This is a genomic window from Peribacillus simplex, from assembly GCF_001542915.1.
Lineage (GTDB): Bacteria > Bacillota > Bacilli > Bacillales > DSM-1321 > Peribacillus > Peribacillus simplex_B.
The window spans coordinates 1-18,795 of record NZ_LNNH01000022.1; the positions used below are offsets into that span (position 1 = coordinate 1).

The 18,795-nt window shown below is 40.4% G+C and carries 17 protein-coding genes; 4 read left to right on the plus strand and 13 right to left on the minus strand.

The window, feature by feature from the left end:
• Positions 1 to 196: transposase (locus tag AS888_RS11860; RefSeq protein ID WP_185113079.1), on the plus strand; the 196-nt coding region annotated here is incomplete at its 5' end.
• A 215-nt stretch (positions 197 to 411) separates the two neighbouring features.
• On the opposite strand, the gene AS888_RS11865 is transcribed toward AS888_RS11860, so the two are convergent.
• Genes AS888_RS11865 through AS888_RS11875 form a run of 3 tightly spaced genes read right to left on the minus strand, consistent with a single transcriptional unit; the run spans position 412 to position 1,975 of the window.
• Positions 412 to 1,209, minus strand: coding sequence for a DUF817 domain-containing protein (locus AS888_RS11865; RefSeq protein WP_081092416.1), 798 nt, complete (start codon positions 1,207 to 1,209; stop codon positions 412 to 414).
• A 54-nt stretch (positions 1,210 to 1,263) separates the two neighbouring features.
• Positions 1,264 to 1,482 carry a helix-turn-helix domain-containing protein gene (locus AS888_RS11870; protein ID WP_061142366.1) on the minus strand — a complete coding sequence of 73 codons (219 nt, stop codon included), beginning with the start codon at positions 1,480 to 1,482 and terminating at the stop codon, positions 1,264 to 1,266.
• 10 nt (positions 1,483 to 1,492) lie between these two features.
• The gene (locus AS888_RS11875; protein ID WP_061142367.1) at positions 1,493 to 1,975 is read right to left on the minus strand and encodes a DUF2975 domain-containing protein; all 483 of its coding nucleotides are present in this window, start codon (positions 1,973 to 1,975) and stop codon (positions 1,493 to 1,495) included.
• Between the two features lie 352 nt (positions 1,976 to 2,327).
• Between AS888_RS11875 and AS888_RS11880 the strand changes: the two genes are divergently transcribed.
• Together AS888_RS11880 and AS888_RS11885 are read left to right on the plus strand one after the other, a co-directional pair.
• Positions 2,328 to 2,519 (plus strand): hypothetical protein, encoded by a 192-nt coding sequence (locus tag AS888_RS11880; RefSeq protein ID WP_061142368.1) that lies wholly within the window; start codon positions 2,328 to 2,330, stop codon positions 2,517 to 2,519.
• 302 nt (positions 2,520 to 2,821) lie between these two features.
• Positions 2,822 to 3,133 carry a hypothetical protein gene (locus AS888_RS11885; RefSeq protein ID WP_061142369.1) on the plus strand — a complete coding sequence of 104 codons (312 nt, stop codon included), beginning with the start codon at positions 2,822 to 2,824 and terminating at the stop codon, positions 3,131 to 3,133.
• Between the two features lie 886 nt (positions 3,134 to 4,019).
• Here AS888_RS11885 and mgrA read toward each other — a convergent pair.
• The 6 genes from mgrA to AS888_RS11915 form a co-directional block, all read right to left on the minus strand.
• Entirely contained in the window at positions 4,020 to 5,045 is a 1,026-nt protein-coding gene (gene mgrA, locus AS888_RS11890) for an L-glyceraldehyde 3-phosphate reductase (RefSeq protein WP_061142370.1), read from the minus strand.
• 248 nt (positions 5,046 to 5,293) lie between these two features.
• Complete coding sequence (locus AS888_RS11895) at positions 5,294 to 6,436, minus strand: GntR family transcriptional regulator (protein ID WP_260320191.1); 1,143 nt, start codon at positions 6,434 to 6,436, stop codon at positions 5,294 to 5,296.
• Positions 6,437 to 6,472: 36 nt separating this feature from the next.
• A complete protein-coding gene (locus tag AS888_RS11900; RefSeq protein WP_061142372.1) occupies positions 6,473 to 9,586 on the minus strand; it encodes an alpha-mannosidase in 3,114 nt (1,037 codons plus the stop codon).
• Between the two features lie 31 nt (positions 9,587 to 9,617).
• Entirely contained in the window at positions 9,618 to 10,442 is an 825-nt protein-coding gene (locus AS888_RS11905) for a carbohydrate ABC transporter permease (RefSeq protein ID WP_061142373.1), read from the minus strand.
• A gap of 12 nt (positions 10,443 to 10,454) precedes the next feature.
• Entirely contained in the window at positions 10,455 to 11,375 is a 921-nt protein-coding gene (locus AS888_RS11910; protein WP_081092414.1) for a carbohydrate ABC transporter permease, read from the minus strand.
• A gap of 72 nt (positions 11,376 to 11,447) precedes the next feature.
• Positions 11,448 to 12,830 (minus strand): ABC transporter substrate-binding protein, encoded by a 1,383-nt coding sequence (locus AS888_RS11915; RefSeq protein WP_061142374.1) that lies wholly within the window; start codon positions 12,828 to 12,830, stop codon positions 11,448 to 11,450.
• A 510-nt stretch (positions 12,831 to 13,340) separates the two neighbouring features.
• Between AS888_RS11915 and AS888_RS11920 the strand changes: the two genes are divergently transcribed.
• Positions 13,341 to 13,781 carry a hypothetical protein gene (locus AS888_RS11920; protein WP_061142375.1) on the plus strand — a complete coding sequence of 147 codons (441 nt, stop codon included), beginning with the start codon at positions 13,341 to 13,343 and terminating at the stop codon, positions 13,779 to 13,781.
• Positions 13,782 to 14,166: 385 nt separating this feature from the next.
• On the opposite strand, the gene AS888_RS11925 is transcribed toward AS888_RS11920, so the two are convergent.
• The 4 genes from AS888_RS11925 to AS888_RS11945 form a co-directional block, all read right to left on the minus strand.
• Complete coding sequence (locus AS888_RS11925) at positions 14,167 to 14,481, minus strand: MTH1187 family thiamine-binding protein (protein ID WP_061142376.1); 315 nt, start codon at positions 14,479 to 14,481, stop codon at positions 14,167 to 14,169.
• Positions 14,482 to 15,154: 673 nt separating this feature from the next.
• Positions 15,155 to 16,096, minus strand: a complete 942-nt coding sequence (locus tag AS888_RS11930) for a DMT family transporter (protein ID WP_061142377.1) — start codon at positions 16,094 to 16,096, stop codon at positions 15,155 to 15,157.
• A 560-nt stretch (positions 16,097 to 16,656) separates the two neighbouring features.
• Positions 16,657 to 18,005 (minus strand): IS3 family transposase gene (locus AS888_RS25060; RefSeq protein WP_155645469.1). Its coding sequence is split into 2 segments (ribosomal slippage): positions 16,657 to 17,561 and positions 17,561 to 18,005, totalling 1,350 coding nucleotides; the frame shifts between segments, so codons are not numbered across the junction.
• Positions 18,006 to 18,195: 190 nt separating this feature from the next.
• The gene (locus AS888_RS11945; RefSeq protein WP_260320190.1) at positions 18,196 to 18,672 is read right to left on the minus strand and encodes a hypothetical protein; all 477 of its coding nucleotides are present in this window, start codon (positions 18,670 to 18,672) and stop codon (positions 18,196 to 18,198) included.
• Positions 18,673 to 18,795: the final 123 nt, after the last annotated feature.

The window sequence follows — 18,795 nt, forward strand, 5'->3', positions numbered from 1 at the left end:
AGAGGTAAAACCTATATATGCGAAACGCAAAGAAACGATTGAGCGTGTATTCGCAGATGCAAAAGAAAAGCATGGTATGCGTTGGACTACTTTAAGGGGATTTAAAAAATTGTCGATGCAGGCGATGCTTACTTTCGCTGCCATGAATGTAAAGAAGATGGCCACTTGGACATGGCAAGGTCCTAAAACGGCTTAACATAGTGGCTCGAAGAGCCCAAATCTCGTAACCTTTGATCAAAATTTCAAAGGAATTTCAAAAGGGGTTCGGAATTTTTTAATTCCGAACCCCTTTTGTCTACAAACTGAAATGAGCACCCGATTAATGGGTGCTCATCTACTTTGATATCAATCAACTGGCTAATAAGACCTCGATAACCTTCCATCAGCCTTGCTTTTTGTACGAATGGGAGGTTAACCGTTATAAAAGGAACTGCCATTGGTGGAAGTGGCAGTTTTTCCTTTAACCTGCTTTAACGTCGCTACTATAAGAAAACTGACAATCACTAATAAAAGCCAAGAACTCACCTTGCCGAGATGAACGAGACTCCACGCATCGGTTTGGTTGGGGTATTCCCACGCTTCAAAGAATGTTGCGATATTTTCGGCTATCCAGATAAAAAATCCGATGAGCACAAAAGAAAGCGCGAGTGGCATACGATAACGGGTACCATTAATTTCATACATGACCCATGATTGCCAAAAGACGATGATGACAAGCCCAGACAGCCACCAACGGACGTCCATCCAAAAATGGTGAACGAAGAAATTCAAATAAATTGCTGCCGCAAGAGGCACAACCACCAAAAACGGCGGCCACTTTACCAATTCAACCTTCAGCCTTCTCCAGGCCTGGCAAAGATAACTCGCTACACTTGCGTACATGAAACCGCTATATAAAGGGACACCAAAGATTTTGAAATATCCTTCCTCTGGATAGGACCAGGAGCCCATATGTACCTTGAAAAGCTCCAGTGCCAGACCAATAAGGTGGAACATCGTGATGACCTTTAGTTCATCACGTGTTTCAAGCCCGGAACGCACCATTAGCCACTGCATGAGAAGGCAGATGATGAGCAGCCAGTCATACCGGGGCAAAAAGGGAAGCGGCAGGAATTTAGTTAAAGCCAAGGAGGCAAAGATGACGGCCGGAAATAAACATGATAGGGCCTGTTCCCAACCGAAACGAACGACCTGTTTAGATGCTGCCATGATTCGTGACTCCGCTTTTTTTATGGTTACATGCATGAGTACCTCCCCTTTTCTTCACTGTATCTCTTCCTCATTTCGGTATTCCAAAATATCTCCTGGTTGACATTCCAAAGCCTTGCAAATTGCCTCTAAGGTTGATAATCGAATCGCCTTTGCCTTTCCGTTTTTCAAGATTGACAGGTTAGCCATCGTTATCCCGACCCTCTCCGAAAGTTCCGTTACGCTCATTTTCCTTTTAGCCAGCATCACATCAATATTGATTATAATTGCCATGTTATTCACCTCAGACCGTTAAATCATTTTCTGATTTTATTTCAATGGCATTTTTTAACAGCCTTTGAAGTACAGCAGCAAAGACCGCAATCACCATAGATGCAAAAATAATGACCAACCCAATTATTATGATACCTGGAGCATCGTCCAGCTCCGCCATGAAATAAAAAAATGGCAGACCTATCACATACAAAATACTGATTGCCATCGCACAATATTTTATATTTTTTAAAGCCACCACTGATAATTCCGAGAATGCCTTGTTCTTGTCGATATAGCTTAACAGCTTAAACGCTTGATATAAGGCTCCATAAAAAGGGATCGCCGTTACATACATATAAATAAAAACAAGATCATTCAAATAAGGAATGTTTGGAAATAATTCTACGGCAAACTTCGCTATTACAGGAACCACAAAGATGCACAAAGCAAGAACCGGCAACCCAATAAGAAAAACAGCTATCTTCAAAAAGAGTGTTGACACTCGATTCATGAAAAACACCTCACTAATTTATTGTCAAATTGATTTTAATACAAAATTTATCGATTTACAATAAATAAATATTGTTTTTAATAATATTCTTAACGAATAAGAACAACTACTTGAATGCATCCGAAATTTTCAGGAACGGATTAATGAAGCTGTCTAAATTGACACTTGCAAATGCTACATAATGACACATTTTTCACCCTACAAACTGAGAGGGGTTTTTTATTGAAGATTTACGCCAAAAGAGGGATGCTTTTTGAAGGAAGAAACTTTTATGACAATTTCCCATTTAAAGGGTAGGGTATAATTAATGATGTGATTGATATATAATTAAAGGAAAAAGGTGGAACTGGGTATGACCAATGATAAAATTTTGGAACAGCTTACGAGAATTGCTGATGCTTTAGAAAGGATGTCCCCAAGTCCTGACAATCCGAATTCCATTCAGAAAGAAAAGTTTAATTACGAAAACAATTCAGAAAGTGTAAAAAATAATATCGAATTAAATAAAGGGATATTAGATTTTAATAAAGAGAAAAACCAATAAAATTAGGCGAAGAGATCACCTTGTGGTCTTTTTTGCACTTCATTATTCCCTCCCCCATCCGCTCCTCTTCTTACCTTTTCATCTATTGAGAATAATATCTTCTAAATAAGAGATTCTCCGATAAATTCTTGATAATCGCAGGAAATAACAAAGTTAATTAACTTGACTGCACCTTAATTGTATTGATTTCAATCCACAACATAAGCATCATAACCTTGCGAAAAAATTCTTATTTGGATGTTCATACCGATTTTTAGGTTGAGTTTTGGTATAATATACCTTATCAATCAGGAGGTGTTATGATGGCCAAACGACAGAAACTAATCGAGGTTTTAATTGAACTGAGACAATCGGCTTTAACAATCGATTCAAAAGAATCCTGGATAGAAGTCATGAAAAAGTACGATATGATCATTGTTGGTGAAAAGTTCAATAAAGTCAGTACGATAGAATTGGAGCATTCATTAAAATCAACGTTTAATTATGAAATGGCTAATGATGAAATCCTTGAGTTAATTCCCCAAGCCTGTCAAGCACTTGGAATGAAAACAAAACCATTGGAACTATTAAATGACCCCATAAAAATAGATGCATATACTATCGATTTATTTTAAATAGTATAGGTAGTCTTTCTAGTCACCTCAGTATCCTAATCTCAAAAACTCCTTTCCGTTCATATGGTCCTTAATTCCTCACATTCTGATTGAACAGTTTGTGAGGAATTTAATGAACCTTTCTTAACGATCCTACACACAAGTTTTCACACCTATGGATTGTAAAGCAAAATCTATCAAACGCTATTTCACCACTTATTAGGAACGAATGGATATTATTATATATATAATCCTCCATATACCAGTTCCAAAAATTCAATGTTTCTCCTGCGATAAACGTGATTCTGAAAGACGTTCAATCCTTAATGCCCTGGTAATGCTTCGAATAGGAACATCCCCATTTTCCACTGCCCAACAAAGCAGCCGTTGTAACGATCTGCATGGCTTTCGTTCTCTTTTTATTCTTCGCCACATTTTCATCCCTTTCAGATAGTTTTAATTTTCGTTTTCATTTATATAAGTTTAAAATTTCGCTTATAGAAAGGTAGAGAAATCACCTTGTATATGGAACAACTCATATATCTACACGCTTTAAAGTTTTTACAGTATTAAAAGCTGCCTTCTAATTTGAAGTATTGCAAGCCTGATAATTGGGGATTTCTGCTGTAAGGATGCCAAGAATAAAAAGCGCGCCCAGTGAATGTTTCACATTTATTGGGCGCGCTTTTTTGCTTATTCACCTTACAAAGTTTCTGTACGCTTTCTGTATTGACACTTACTTTAGCATGCCAAAACACTATCTTTTTTTAAAATTTGTGTAGCTGAATACTTAACCATCCATATAAAACGAGCGGCGCTTTTTTCATGTTGCCCATTCACTGTACCCCTCGAAGCCTAGTTTCGATTCTCCCAGATTTGGACAATACCCTTCTTCTGCCATTGAAACTCATTCTTTTCCAATAGGATTGTACAAATCAATATTCAAGTTAAGGATTTGTTCAATTCTGGCTAACTCATCATCTGTGAATGTAAGATGATTCAACGCCTTGACATTCTCTTCTATTTGGCTCACTTTACTTGCCCCGATCAGGGCAGAGGTGACTCTTCCTTCACGAAGTACCCAGGCCAGGGCCAATTGAGGCAAAGATTGGCCTCGCTCATCTGCGATTTCCTTCAATTTCCGTACACGGTTCACCGCTTCTTGCGTGACTTCATTTTCCTTTAATGCTCCCGTTGACTTACTTGCCCTTGAATCAACCGGAACACCTGAAAGATATTTATTCGTAAGCAGACCTTGGGCTAATGGACAGAACGCTATGGATCCCACCCCATTTTCCTGCAAAACATTTTGTAATCCATCTTCAATCCACCGGTTGAACATGGAGTATTTTGGTTGATGAATGAGGAGAGGCGTACCTAGATCATTTAAGATTTCTACCGCTTGTGCCGTTTGTTCAGCAGTATAATTGGAAATGCCTACATATAACGCTTTTCCCTGCCGGACGACAAGGTCAAGAGCCCCCATCGTCTCTTCAAGTGGTGTGTTTGGATCAGGACGGTGTGAATAGAATATATCCACATAATCAAGTCCCAGGCGTTTCAAGCTCTGGTCGAGACTTGAAACCAAATATTTTTTGGAGCCCCAATCCCCATATGGGCCGGGCCACATATGATAACCCGCTTTCGTGGAAATGATCATTTCATCTCTGTATGGGGCAAAATCCTGTTTTAATATCCGGCCGAACAAATCTTCTGCCGAGCCTGCAGGAGGTCCATAATTATTGGCAAGGTCGAAGTGGGTAATCCCTAAATCAAATGCCCTCCTCAGCATGGCGCGGCCATTCTCCTCAATATCCACCCCTCCAAAATTATGCCATAACCCCAACGAAATGGCTGGAAGCTTTAGGCCTGACTGTCCGCTTCTATTGTACTTCATCGTTTCGTACCTGCTTTGATCTGCTACATAAACCATGATTATGCCTCCTCTATGGGTTGAAATACTTTAAGCAAAATCCCCCCGTCGTTCAGCTGACGGAGTGTATGAGTGCTAAGTGCTTTGTATGGTTAACCAAGATTTTTCTTTCATGATCATGAACAATTCGTGCACTTATCATCCAGCCTGAATCCTTGCAGGAATCATTTATTATTTGACGACCTTTTCACTAAACTGCAATGGCGAACAATGATCCAGCAATTGGGACTGAATAAAAGAACCCTCCATCATTTGGACAGTGGATGTTTCTTCACTGACTGACATGTGGAATTCCCTTTGACCAAACATGCCGGGAATTCCACCTTTTCAATGGAACAGTCCCCGTTTATCATTTCCAATAACCTTCTGACCGCCGTTTCACCAATCGTTTTTGCTTTCTGTTGCAGGTGTGTGAAAGTCAAACTGTCCCAATTATTTTCCGGCTCATCGAAGCATAGGATCGAGATATCTTCAGGTATGCGAAGGCCCATTTGTTCAATAGCTTTTTGTGCAAGCTTCGCAATGTTATATTCGATCGTAAACAGGGCAGTGATATCGGTATGTGCCTTAAGGTAGGTTTTGATCAATTCAATGTCTTGTTCACAGGTTGCTTCAGGGGTGGGAAGTGTACTCTTTATTTCGGTAAACCATAATTCACGATTAACCCGAACATTCCGTTCAGAAAAGGCCTGGACGATCCCAGCGAATCGATCTTCAATCGTCGTCGTCGCGATTGTTGTTGGAGATAAGACACCGATGTGTTCATGACCTAAATCAAAAAGATGTTCCATGCCGAGTTTGGCAGCCTGTACGTTATCAGTCGATATGGCAGTTGCGGCAACCCCTTTGAACGAACGGTCGATTAGGACGAGCGGAAATTGGTCCACGACCATTTTGAGGATTTCCGAACTGTAGTGCTCAGCCTGGGCAGGATAGATGATCAGTCCATCAACGCCGAAATCAAGCAACTCCTTGATTATATTTTCCTCTTTTTCAGCCGAGCCGAAGGTCTGTTTTAAAATGACCATGCATTTCTCATCCGAAGCTGATTCTATGCCTGAAATGAGCCTAAAACTATGGCTGTCATCAAAGGTTGTCATGATGAGACCGAACAAGGGTTTTCGAACGTGAGCCAAATTGGTTTTATTACTGCCCGCTTCAGAAACGAAAGTACCCTTCCCTTGTGTGCGGTAGACAACCCCATCCTCTACCAATTTGCCCAAGGCCCTCTTGCTTGTAATCCGGCTGATCTCGAAGATGTCCGAGAGTTCTTTCTCGGAAGGGATGCGATCGCCCGGCTTATATTTCCCCTCTTTGATATCTTTCTTCAATGATTGATATACTTTCTCATATAAAGCTGTTATTGTAACCACCCCAAACGATATATTCATAGCCAATAAGGGGAAAATCCCCTAATTGGCATGTGGTTAACTTTTCAGTTGGACTACGAATGTCTTAATCTCATACGGTTTAATGTCAAAGGCCAGTGTCTGATCTTCCCGCTTATCCTCTATACTTTTTTCCATTAGGTTGCATTCCTGCCATGAAATGATATCTAATTCACTTCTTACCTCCACAACTCCTCTTGCTCCTGCAAACTCATGCAGGCGGATAACTACTTCATCAATATTTTCCCCTTTTTTCACGGCATCGATCATTACATTCTCAGCATTAAGCGAAAACATGGACAATTTTTGGGATTGTCCCTCCATGTATGAGAGCGGGTTATTCAGTGCCCACGCTTCCTGGACCGTTCCCCCTTCATACCAGCTCCCTTTATGCGGTAGCAACGAATAGGTGAATAGATGCTCTCCCTGATCAGCTTCGGTATCTGGGTATGTGGCCGATTTTAACAAGGTCAGCCTCATCACATTGTCCTTAATGTCATGTCCGTATTTGCAATCATTCAGGATGCTTATGCCATAGCCACTTTCCGATAGGTCAGCCCACTGATGTGCGACAGTTTCGAACCGAGCGTAATCCCAACTTGTGTTCCAATGAGTGGGCCGCTTGACATTTCCATACTGGATGTCATAAGTAGCCTCCGTAGCACGGATGTCTACAGGGAATGCTGTTTTTAACAACTGATCCTTTTCACGCCAGTCGATGTTCGTTTTAAAATCGATGCGCGGGTTCTTGGCATACGTTATCATCTTTTGTGTAATCGTTGACTTTCCAAAACCCCATTCAAACTCGATTACGCAACGTATGGGTCCGTTTTCGACTACTTGGCTTCCTATTAAATTGCTTACCTCTTTCATCTTTTCTTGGTAAAAAATATCGATATCCCAGGCGTCATACTGCATGGGCTTGTCCTCAAATACCTGGAGTACATTCGCAAGAGAATTCGGTGCTAAAACATCTCGCTGGTGCTTTCGATCAAAAACTCTCGTTAGCTGCCCATTTTCATTCCAGCTTATCTCATAGTAAGGAGTCGAAATGTGATTAGTCGACACATCAAATGCCGATTTCGATATATTTTCCGCTTTCTCGTAACGGATCGTGCTCTTGCCTAGTGAAGGCACTTTTTCAACGTTTACGAGCCATTCACCATCTGCTGTGTTTTGGGAATCGAGAATTTCACCTGTCTCATCGGTCCAGACACCTTCTGCATGAAAATCGGTCTTAATAGTAATGATATCATTTCGGATCCATGAAGAGGAATTGAAAATGGTAAATAATTGCTGATCACTCCCTTTTGCCAGCGAACGGGAAGCATGGTTCCAGGCATTAGCCGCCAATTGATGTGCCTCTGCATATTCCAGTTTACTATCTTCATAGACTTCCCGGATGGAAGATCCAGGGATGATGTCATGGAACTGATTGCGCAGCACGATCTTCCAGCTTTCCTCCAGATCTTCTGACGGATAAGAAGACCATGTTCCTTCAAGCACACTGTTCAAGGAGTGAAGCCATTCCGTTTCCCGTAGGAGCAATTCCATCTTGCGGTTCATCCTTTTATTATAAGCTTGGCTCGTATACGTTCCACGGTGGTATTCCAGGTACAGCTCTCCGTCCCATGTATGGACATACTGATCCGTATTATCTATCGTCTCATGAAGGCGATAGAAAAACTCATCGGCCCTTCCCGTTTTCACTGCCGGCAAACCTGGCATTTTATCCAAGCGCCTGCGCATCTCAAGCATCTCCCGATTAACACCGCCGCCGCCGTCCCCGTATCCATAGGAAAGCAATAATTCCTGATTGACGGCTTTATCCCGATAAGCCTCCCAAATCCCTTTCACCGTGCGCGGAGTGAGGCGGCCGTTATAGGTGTAGAACCAGTATTCGTCTTCCGGGGTCGTGACGAAATGGGTTAAAATTTCCGTTCCGTCGATTCCCCGCCACTTGAAGGTGTCATGAGGCATTTTATTGAACTGGCTCCAACTGATTTTAGTGGTCATGAAGGTCTTGATTCCTGATTTAACCAATATTTGCGGCAGTGCCCAGCTGTATCCGAAGACATCCGGCAGCCATAGATATTCACATTCCTTCCCAAAATTCTCTTGAAAGAATTTTGTCCCGAGTAGCAGCTGGCGGACAAGCGATTCACCACTTGTCAGGTTGCAATCCGCTTCCAGCCACATTCCACCTTCCGTTTCCCAACGCCCTTCCTGGACCCTTTTTTCGATTTGCTCATAGATTTGCGGGTAATCATTTTTAATATATTCATATAATTGCGGCTGTGTCTGCAAAAAGGTGTAATCTGGGTATTGTTCCATTAAACGCAACACAGTTGAAAATGACCTTGCCGCTTTCTCACGAGTATGCTTTAGGCGCCAAAGCCATGCGACATCAATGTGGGTATGGCCGATGGAAGTGACGGTAACGGGATAATTTTTTGGGATCTTTTCAATTTCCGCATTTAAGACGGCTTGCGCTTGATAAACCGAGTCATAAAAGCTTCCTGAACCGGGATTTGACCAGTCGATCAGCAGGAACGCCCTGTCCAAACCCTTCAATAGAGTTTGTCTTTCAGGCTGGTTTTCTTCAAGATATTTTATCGTATCCAATGCTGCTCTTGCGGTATAGTATAAATCGTCGGCGCGTTCGTCCAGACACGCAACATAAGCGACCTTCAACTGATGCTCCTGGATCGTCTGCACCCCTCCGCCTTCAAGTCCGGACCAGAGCCTGAAACAAAAGTCGACGGTGCTTCCGGCAAGTTCCCCATCCAAAAACACTTCCTGATGGTTCATATCAACCCCTTGATACGGTTGGCCGTTCAAGTACAAAAGCGACTCAAACCCGGAATTGCCACCGCCTCCGGTATTTCCAAAATCAAACACACCGACAATTCTTTGTTTGTCCCAGTTGGATGGAATGGGTACAGCTGCCTTAAGCCATATGTATTTGTCACGTCCTTCCCATCTATCCCGTACATTCATTGTTTCCCATGAGCCTCCTTCAGGTGGCCCCTGTGCAATCGCTCCCTCTTCGTCAATCTGTGCTTCAAACGACACGACTGGCTTGACAGCCTGATATCGATACGGCTGTAATTCCTGTATCCGCTTTTCTAACTTCTCTATATTCCAAAACATTCAATGAAACACTCCTTTTCCCTCGAGATTTTTAACCTTTCGTTGCACCGCCAAGGCTGAAGCCTTGGGACATAAAACGCTGTGAAAAGATGTAAAGGACGACAGCGGGCATTGTATAGATCAATGAAAAAGCTGCAAGTTTCCCATATTCAACCATACCGTAATTGCCGAAAAACTGGAATATCGTTACCGAGGCAGGAAATTTTTCCGGAGTCTGGATCAAGATGTAAGGTACGAAAAAGTTACCCCAGCTTCCTGAAAACGTAAAAATGGCAATCGTGCATATGCCAGGAATCATTAATGGGGCCACGACCCTCCGTAACCCTGCCCATACGGATGCCCCGTCAATCCAAGCCGATTCCTCCAATTCAAGCGGGACGGCATCCATGAAGTTCTTCATCATCCAGATCGCATACGGCAAACCGGAAGCCGTCAGGAACAAGACAGTTCCGATGAGCGAATCCTGCAAATCGATATAGACGAATAGTTGGTAGACAGGGACCATTACAGCTGTGATTGGCAAAGATGTCATGAATAAGATGGTATACATGAACGGTTTTTTGAATTTCAAAGCATACCGGGAAAGCGGATAGGCTGCCAGCCCTGCAAACAAGACCACAAGCACTGCCTGACCTAAAGAAAGGAATAATCCAATCGCAAAGGAACGAAGAATGGCACCATCTTTTAATATGGTTGTAAAATTCGATGTTGTCAGGCTATCCGGGGTCTTTAAGGCCTGTTGCGCATTTGGATCAACAGAAGCTACCAACACCCACAAAAGGGGTAATAGAAACAATATCCCTATCAAAGTTAAAATGACATATGGAACGATTTTCTCGAGTTTGAAACGATTCACTCAACTCACCCCCTATATTTCGACCTTCATATACCTGATATAAATCGTGCTTGAAATAATCCCTATCAAAAGTAATATGAGGGAAATGGCTGTTCCGTATCCAAGTTGATAGTTAACAAATGCCTGGTTATACATGAATATCGGAAGGGTCTGCGTCGATGCTCCCGGACCTCCGCCTGTCATGGCAAATATCAACGTGAAGACGCCCAATGTTTGTAAGGTGACGAGGATCATATTGGTGACGATGGACCCTTTCATCATGGGCAGGACAATTTTCCGTAACATTTGGAAACGTGACGCACCATCTATAACGGCTGCTTCTTCCACGCTTTTTGGAACATCGTCCAATGCAGCCTGGTATACCAGCATCGAAAATGCTGTTCCATGCCAGATATTTGCGATGATTACACTGATCATCGGGAAGCTATACAACCAGGTCACAGGTTTCATCCCCATATTCCCCAGAATCATATTTAACGTTCCGTTATCACTTAAAAAAGCCACCCAGCAAAATGCAACGACAATTTCTGGAGTAACCCAGCCGGCTATGACGATGATGCCGATGATCCTCCTAAAGGAAGTGTTCTTCTCCTTCATTAGCAGAGCCAGGATAAACCCAAGAACCTGCTGGCCGATTACGGCTGAGAATAAAAGGAATACGATCGTGTTTACCATGCTGATACGAAAATTCGGATCCTGGAACATCGTGAGAAAATTTTGGAATCCAGTGAACTCCAGGCTTTGCGCTTCCGTTCCGGTTAACGAGAGATTCGTGAAAGCAAAGTAGAACGTTAATAAAATAGGGCCGACAAAAAAGATAAGCAATATGATCCATGTTGGCAGTAAAAACAGAATGGAACGTAATAATGTATAATCTTTTTTCCGTTCCTCCTTGATTCGAATTCCATGTGACTCAACCGGATTAGTATTCATTCCACACCCCATTCCTGTACATATAAATCATGGTTCCTCCCTGCTTGGACAGGGAGGAACCCATGATTTTCTTTATTTTTCCATCACGTTTTCTTTACCTACAATGCCCGTTACATTTTTTTGATACTGAGCTGCTGCCTGTTCTGGAGTAAGCTTGTTCGTTACGACATCCTCAACAAGAGATTGAATTTGGGTTGAGACATTTGGGTACTTATCGACAGCAGGACGAAACTGAGCATTTTTTAACAGTGCGGTTGCTTCATCGAACATCGGGATCTTTTGATAATCCGGATCTTGTGCTACATCATCTCGCGGGGTTAAATTGCGGTCTTTTAATTGTAGTGAGAGATTCTTTTCTTTGCTGGATGCGAATTTAATGAATTCCCATGCCAAATCCTTACTGCCTGAATTTTTCGGAATGGAGAAGGCCCAACCTCCAGACATCGTAACAGTGCCTGCACCATCACCATTTTCTGTTGGCATTGGCGCGAACCCTAAAGTATCAACCGCTTCTGCCCAAGGAGCAGCACCGTTTTCTCCCCATGTACCCGATTGCCAAAATCCGTCAATCCCCATGGCGAGCTTACCTTTCGGCATTAATTGTTGATAGGCGATACTGCCTCCCTGTCCATTTAACACCTGTGAAAGATTTGGGCCGAGCTTTTCTTCGTACACGGTATCAATGAACTTGAACGAATCAACAAGTCCTTCGCTTTTCACGATCCATTTCTTTTCGTCTAAATCATATAGAGGTGTTTTCGTACCATAAAGGAGCATTTCAAAAGTTTGCATCGATGTCGCTTCCCCTGTAGCTTTTCCGGAATTCATCCAAATTGGAATGACATCAGAGGGTGATTTTTTTTTAATTGTTTTGGCAGCTTGAAGAATATCCTCCCAGCTTTCCGGTTCCCACGGGACAGGCAGGCCTGCCTTTTCGAATAGATCTTTGTTATACCAAATTCCCCGCGAATCCGTGTTATAAGGTACTCCATACACTTTGCCATCTTGCGCGATGACACCCTTCTTCACATTTTCCGTGAAGTTCCCCCAGTCATCCCAAGCCTTCACCTTATCATCAAGCGACTCCAGATACCCAGCACTTGCATCAGAATTAACCATGAACGTATCTTCCGCAACAAGGTCTGGTGCGGTATTTTTCGATTTCAGCATCAGGGCAATCTTGGCGAAATAATCCCCCTCTGAAACATTTAAGGGAGCAAGCTTAATGGTTGAACCCGGATGATCTTTTTTGAATTCCGGAATGACTTCCTTCTCCAGCCAATCAGTCAAACCTTTATTGGTGCCTCCTCCAGAACGGTATGTAATACTAATTTCATCTTTGCTTTCACCCTTACCATCCGAGGAAGCGCTTTCATTCGAACACGCTGAACTTAACAAAAGAGAGCTTGCAAGTAATGAATAAGCTGCCACCTTTTTATACTTTTTCACTTTCATGAGTACCTCTCCCATCCTCTATCTGTATAAAAAATCCCGAAAACGATTACTTATGAAGCGCTTTCAATGACAAGCGAAACGCATGGTAGAACCTTTAATTGACCGTTCACCTCATTTCTATTAATTGGTAGACTTGATATACATATAATGTAAATGACATAGTTGATATAAGTCAATATATTTTTTTGAAATTTCTGAATATCAACCGAGTGATCAAGCTTTTAGCTACCCGCTTTTTATATGGCACCAATATATTCACCATACATTTTATAAATAAATCGAACAATTCTAGCACTTTTCGCTTAAAACCGAAGATATGGATTTCCGACTTACATCTATAAAGCAGAATGACTTATTCATGTTTCTGTCCGAATTAGTGCAGGCGATCCAATCTTACAACCATTCACTATACCTAGCTTTACTGGTTTACATTTATATCCGATAAATTCTTTGTACTATTCTCTTTTTCTCCTAATAAACTAATTGAAATAACTGTTTAGGAGTGGTGCAATGTTTAATCGATCTACAAATGGAAAACAGCATATTACGCCCATTATATGTAAAATGAAAAACATCACTTACCAAAAGTACCATCTATACAAGAAATCATATGAGCGAGAGGTTTTAGTCATAAAAAATCACGGTGAAGACCGTGGCGTAAACAATAAAAGCATTTCGTTGTTCGAGGCAGTTAACGATCAATTTGACCGTTTTAAAATAGCAAAAATGTCAAAAGAAATCGATAGCGGTCTCATCCTTATTGACAAAAAGGGGAATGAACTTCACCTCTCCGGATGTAGTTGCGGGTACGCAGGAACGGATTCCCATGCAACACTTGAAATACTAAATAAAGCAGGGTTCGAGGTAAATAGAAGGTTCGTGTTTTGTTCAAAAGGATTTACTCTCTTTCACCCAAATGAAGAAATAGAACTATTCGGAGAACGTTTATAGGTTTAGAAAATCAAGGCGGTATGGAGACTTCATTTGATATAGGAACAAGGTTGATAACATTTCTATCTAATTTTCAAATGGAGTAATATTATGGTTTACACTGGAAATGGAATATATTTATATAAGGGTACACTAACCGCAACAGCAATTAAGGACGGTTCTTCCCGCAAGGTTCAAGGAATATCAACATGGTAGACATTCAAAAAAACGAAATAAGCGGTGGAAGTTTAGGGATTAAACTTCCACCGCTTTTTTATGTAAAATGCTAACAGGAGAGGTTTGAGACTCTTTCTTTCAGTTCCCAGTTCCTTTAGTCCTTTAAAGCCTTATCCTAAGTGCTTTGTTCATAACCTGTAACTGTTATCCCCAATACTTACAGCAGCTTTTATTCCTCAAGCATGCCCTCCACTCTCTTTACTTTGTCTTCCATCTTGCGTTCTTTATCACGACGGTCATCGATTCGGATATTCGTACAAACTCTAGCAAGTCCTTTTTCAAAAGGTACTTCGTGCATCGCTTGAATCACTTCAAATAACTTTGGCAGGTCGCCTTCAATGATCGTATTCATGGGAGTCAGTTGAAATCGAATTTCTCCCTTATTTTCATATTGCTTTAATACTCTTTGTATATCTGCCACATAACTGCTCACACTTGGAGTTTGTGTATCGACAGGAATAACCGTTACATCAACTATTGCCATTCTTATTCACCCATCCTTTTTTTGTATTTCAATCAAGAAGCTCTCTTACTATCCTATAATAACGTATTATAACTCAAACTTCCCACCTACGTAATAGCATTCATAACTCAGCCATTTTTCATCTAATAACTTATTGTACCCGATCCTTGAATTCTTTTACCTCACCGACCACCCTAAATAAATACCTGATCGCGTAACCAACCAGAAGTTTACACGTTAGATTCTTTTAAATAATGGAAAACGGTACATTAAAACACCTATCATTTGATAGACGTCTAAAAAAACTTTGTTAGCAATGTAACTCCCTAGGCTTACCACACGATTCCGCTTAATTAGAACTAATAGATTAAAAGTCATACCCTTAATAAAAGGTGAATTTGGTAACCTCCAGTAAAAATAAAAGCAGTTATGCGGTATGTCTAATTGATCAGGTGATTTATAGCGAAGTAGTTGCTATTCCTGAGATAGTTAAGAAGGTTAAGTCTAAGTTTTAAAACAAATGCTTTGTTAAAGCTTATTGTTGATCTGCCTTATGGAACTAACGCACCCTTAGTTTAAAGGCAATATTTCACAAACTATTAGTAAATGAACCATTCTGGGCTGCATTATTTTGATGGTAACATGGCCAGGCAGGTAGATTATAGAAGAATAACAACTATTTTCTTTTTGAAATTCAATTTCTATTGCTCCCAGTCTGACTTTGATTTGTTTCTCTGACACTTAAAACCACACCTAGTATTACAATTATTCCACCAATAACTTGACTTATTCGCACAACTTCATGAAGAATGATTACTGAAAATAGCACACCAAAAATAGGCACGAGGTTCATTAAGGTAACGGCAGAACTAGAAGATAATTTGCGTAATCCATAGTTATATAATAAAAATGCTATAACCGAACAGAATATCCCTAAATATAGCAACATTAGAAAGGATTCCATACTTGGTATCTTCCAACTAGATTTCTCTATAAAAGCTAGTGGAATAAAAGTAATCGCTCCTGCTACAGTTTGATAAAAAGAAATAGTAATCATGGAATATTTTTTTACGACTTTACGGGTTGTAAAGTTATAAAAAGCAAAAACAAAACCTGCAACAATTAATATGATATTCCCAATTAGTTGTTGTTCGCCTTCTTGACTTTGAGGGTTGTACGATATTTGGAAAACACCAAACATGGCTATTGCTATTCCAAGGCCCTTTATCCAAGGGATTTTTATTCTATAAAAAAGAAACTCTATTAGCGCTGTTATAGCAGGATAAGATGCTACAATAATAGCAGCATTAGATGCTGTAGTTATTTCAACTCCTATGTTTTCCAAACCAAAGTAAATAGTAGTACCTAAAACCCCACTAACAGACATTAACCCTATATCTTTAATAGGTGGCTTTGTTTTATCTTTTTTACATAAAAGAATTATACCTAAAATAACAGCAGCAATAACAAAACGAGCTGCACCTAGTGTAAGTGGTGTAAAAGAAGTATATGCTATTTTGGTAGCAACAAACGACGTACTCCATAAAAGCACGGCAACTATAGAAGCATATAGATATATACTGCTTCCTATTTTTGTTTTTGCATTCTGTTGATATTTATCTAAGGTTTTATTCATTCCAGACCTCACCTCCTGAACCTTAATTTTAGTAACTATATATGTAGTGACTAAAATTAAGGTATAATTTTTCAATAGTAGCTGTCAAGTGCCTTCTTAAACGACTTTATTTGTAATCTGCCTTAAAGCAACCTGCCTCTTTAGTTTATCAAGAAATTCAACATCACATTTACAGAGCTTCAAGAAAAAATAGGTCCTACTCAAAACGAGTAAGGACTTGGTTATGTACGTGTATACCACACTTCTAATCACCTCACAAGTACTTTTTCCTTTCTATAGAGTTTGAGGATTCACCTTAGGATTTATTCTTTATAACGAGTAAAATGACATTACGGAATTAGTTAAGGAAAGTTAGACCTGTATGGAAGGATTTGCATTTTACATCGAAACTGAAACGGGAGGATTATACTGGATAAAGGTGAGATAAAAAAAGCAGATGAATCCTGTGAATAAAAAAATTCATGTTAGAATTTACATATAAATAATCATTAATGTTGTTTTCACACAAAAAAAAGACCACTTTATTGAAGTGAACCCAAAAAGTTAGACACGTTATTTAATTAGCCAGCCTTGAGGGCATGAACCCGGTAATCTACTGGGCTCATCCCCTTTAATTTTACCTTGATTCGTTGATGATTGTAGTAATGGATATATTCTTCTAGCTCTTGTTTGAAATGCACCATGCTTTCAAATTCTTGAAGATAGAGTAACTCGGATTTTAATAGGCCAAAGAAGTTTTCAATGACCGCATTATCGAGACAATTTCCCTTACGGGACATGATTTGTGTAATGTTATGTCTTTTCAATTTATGAGAGTATTGTTTCATTTGGTAATGCCAGCCCTGATCTGAATGAAGAATGGGTGAATCTTTCGATTCCAAGCGGTCAAAAGCTTTATCCAGCATTTTAGAAACGAGTGGATAAACAGGCCGAGATTCCATATTAAAGGCGATGATTTCTCCATTAAACAGATCAAGAATGGCCGATAAATATAGTTTCTCCCCAGCTAGATGGAATTCTGTGACGTCTGTTACCCACTTTTCATTGGACTTTTCCGCCTTAAAATCACGTGCTAAAATGTTGGGTGCAATCTTACCGATTTTCCCTTTGTAAGAACGGTATTTCTTCATGCGAACCAAAGACTTCAATCCTAGTTCATTCATCAATCGGAGAACTGTTTTATGATTGATGTGAGCACCTCGGTTACGTAATTCTAGGGTGATGCGTCGATACCCATAACGTCCTTTATGCGTATGGAAAATCTCTTCGATAAGGGATTTAATTTCTGTGTATTTATCCTCACGCCCGAAGGCGTTTACCCAATAATAGTATGTACTCCGTGCCATGTTAGAAATGGATAGAAGTAGATGTAAATTAAATTGTTTCCTTAGTTCATGGACTACTGTCGCTTTTTCTTTCTTTGTAGGGCTTCCTTTTCTTGAACTAAGGCATTCAACTTTTTTAGATAGGCATTCTCTGCACGTAAGTATTCTAATTCTGCAAGAAGTGCTTCTTGAGAGCCTTTAGCTGGCGATGTTTTCTTGGTTTCTTTTTTCATGGATAGACGCCCCTTTTTCTTTGGTTTAAGGGCGTCTATACCTCCTTCCTTCAACTGATTTGCCCAATTCCAAAGTATAGAATCGGAAGGAAGGTTATAGTGTACAGCGGTCTCGCTGATCGATGCCCTATTTTCGTTCATATATGTAAGTACCTCTAGTTTAAAGGGCAGAGTGTAATTTGTATAGGATGAAGCAAGTCCTTCCATCCCATGTTCAAGATAGCGAGCGACCCATCCTTTCAGAGGGGATAAACCTACATTTCTTTCTTGTGCAATGGATTTATAGGATTTTTTCCCTTCCAAGTACTCTAAAACTGCATGTAATTTTTCATCCATCGTATATTTAGTCAAAAAAACTGCACCTCCAATTGTTAGATATTGTCTAACAATTGGGGTGCAGTTCATTATTTGGGTCTTTTTTTGTGCATCCTTTACAATTTACCCAACCGATAAGTTAGTTGCAGAATGGTCTTTTTCACTTCAACTACTAAACTAAAAAATATTTCCTAAATAAATCAGGTTACTCCCCTTTCCTCCCAATCTATTGAAGTCGTGTAATGACAAGGTGTGCTGAAACAGGTCTTGTTCCTCCAGCAAGAGGAGTGATGGTCAGTGCCGGGGAATTGCCAGCAGGATTTCTTACAGTCAGTATTGAATTAATGACTGAAGTATGAACTAGAGCCACTCCTACTATTTGAGAAGTACCGGTGGCTCGACCGACTACCGTATAGGGTAGATCAATACCATTGAGGGTTAAAATCAGTTGGCCCGGTTCGCTCACACTTACCTGAAAAAAGACCTGATAAATACCAATTGCAGACAAAGTAAATGAATCGACAGTAGCCCGTACAATACCACCCGAGCTAGTAGGACCATTTTGCGGAAAATCTACATCTTGACCTCCTCCAACAAAAATCTCCTTTTTAATCATTATATACGAACAAACATTCTTGCGTAAGGCAAAAAAAAATCCTTCCCCGATTAAGTTCGGGCTAGATAAATGTTGATTTTTGAACAAATAAAAGAGAGACCACTTATTGTGGTCTCAGACTGTAGACAAACTCGATGAAAATCGAGTTTGTCTATTTTTATGGCCTGTACAATTTAGACGTTGATTTCCACTCCAGGCACTCGCTTTCCG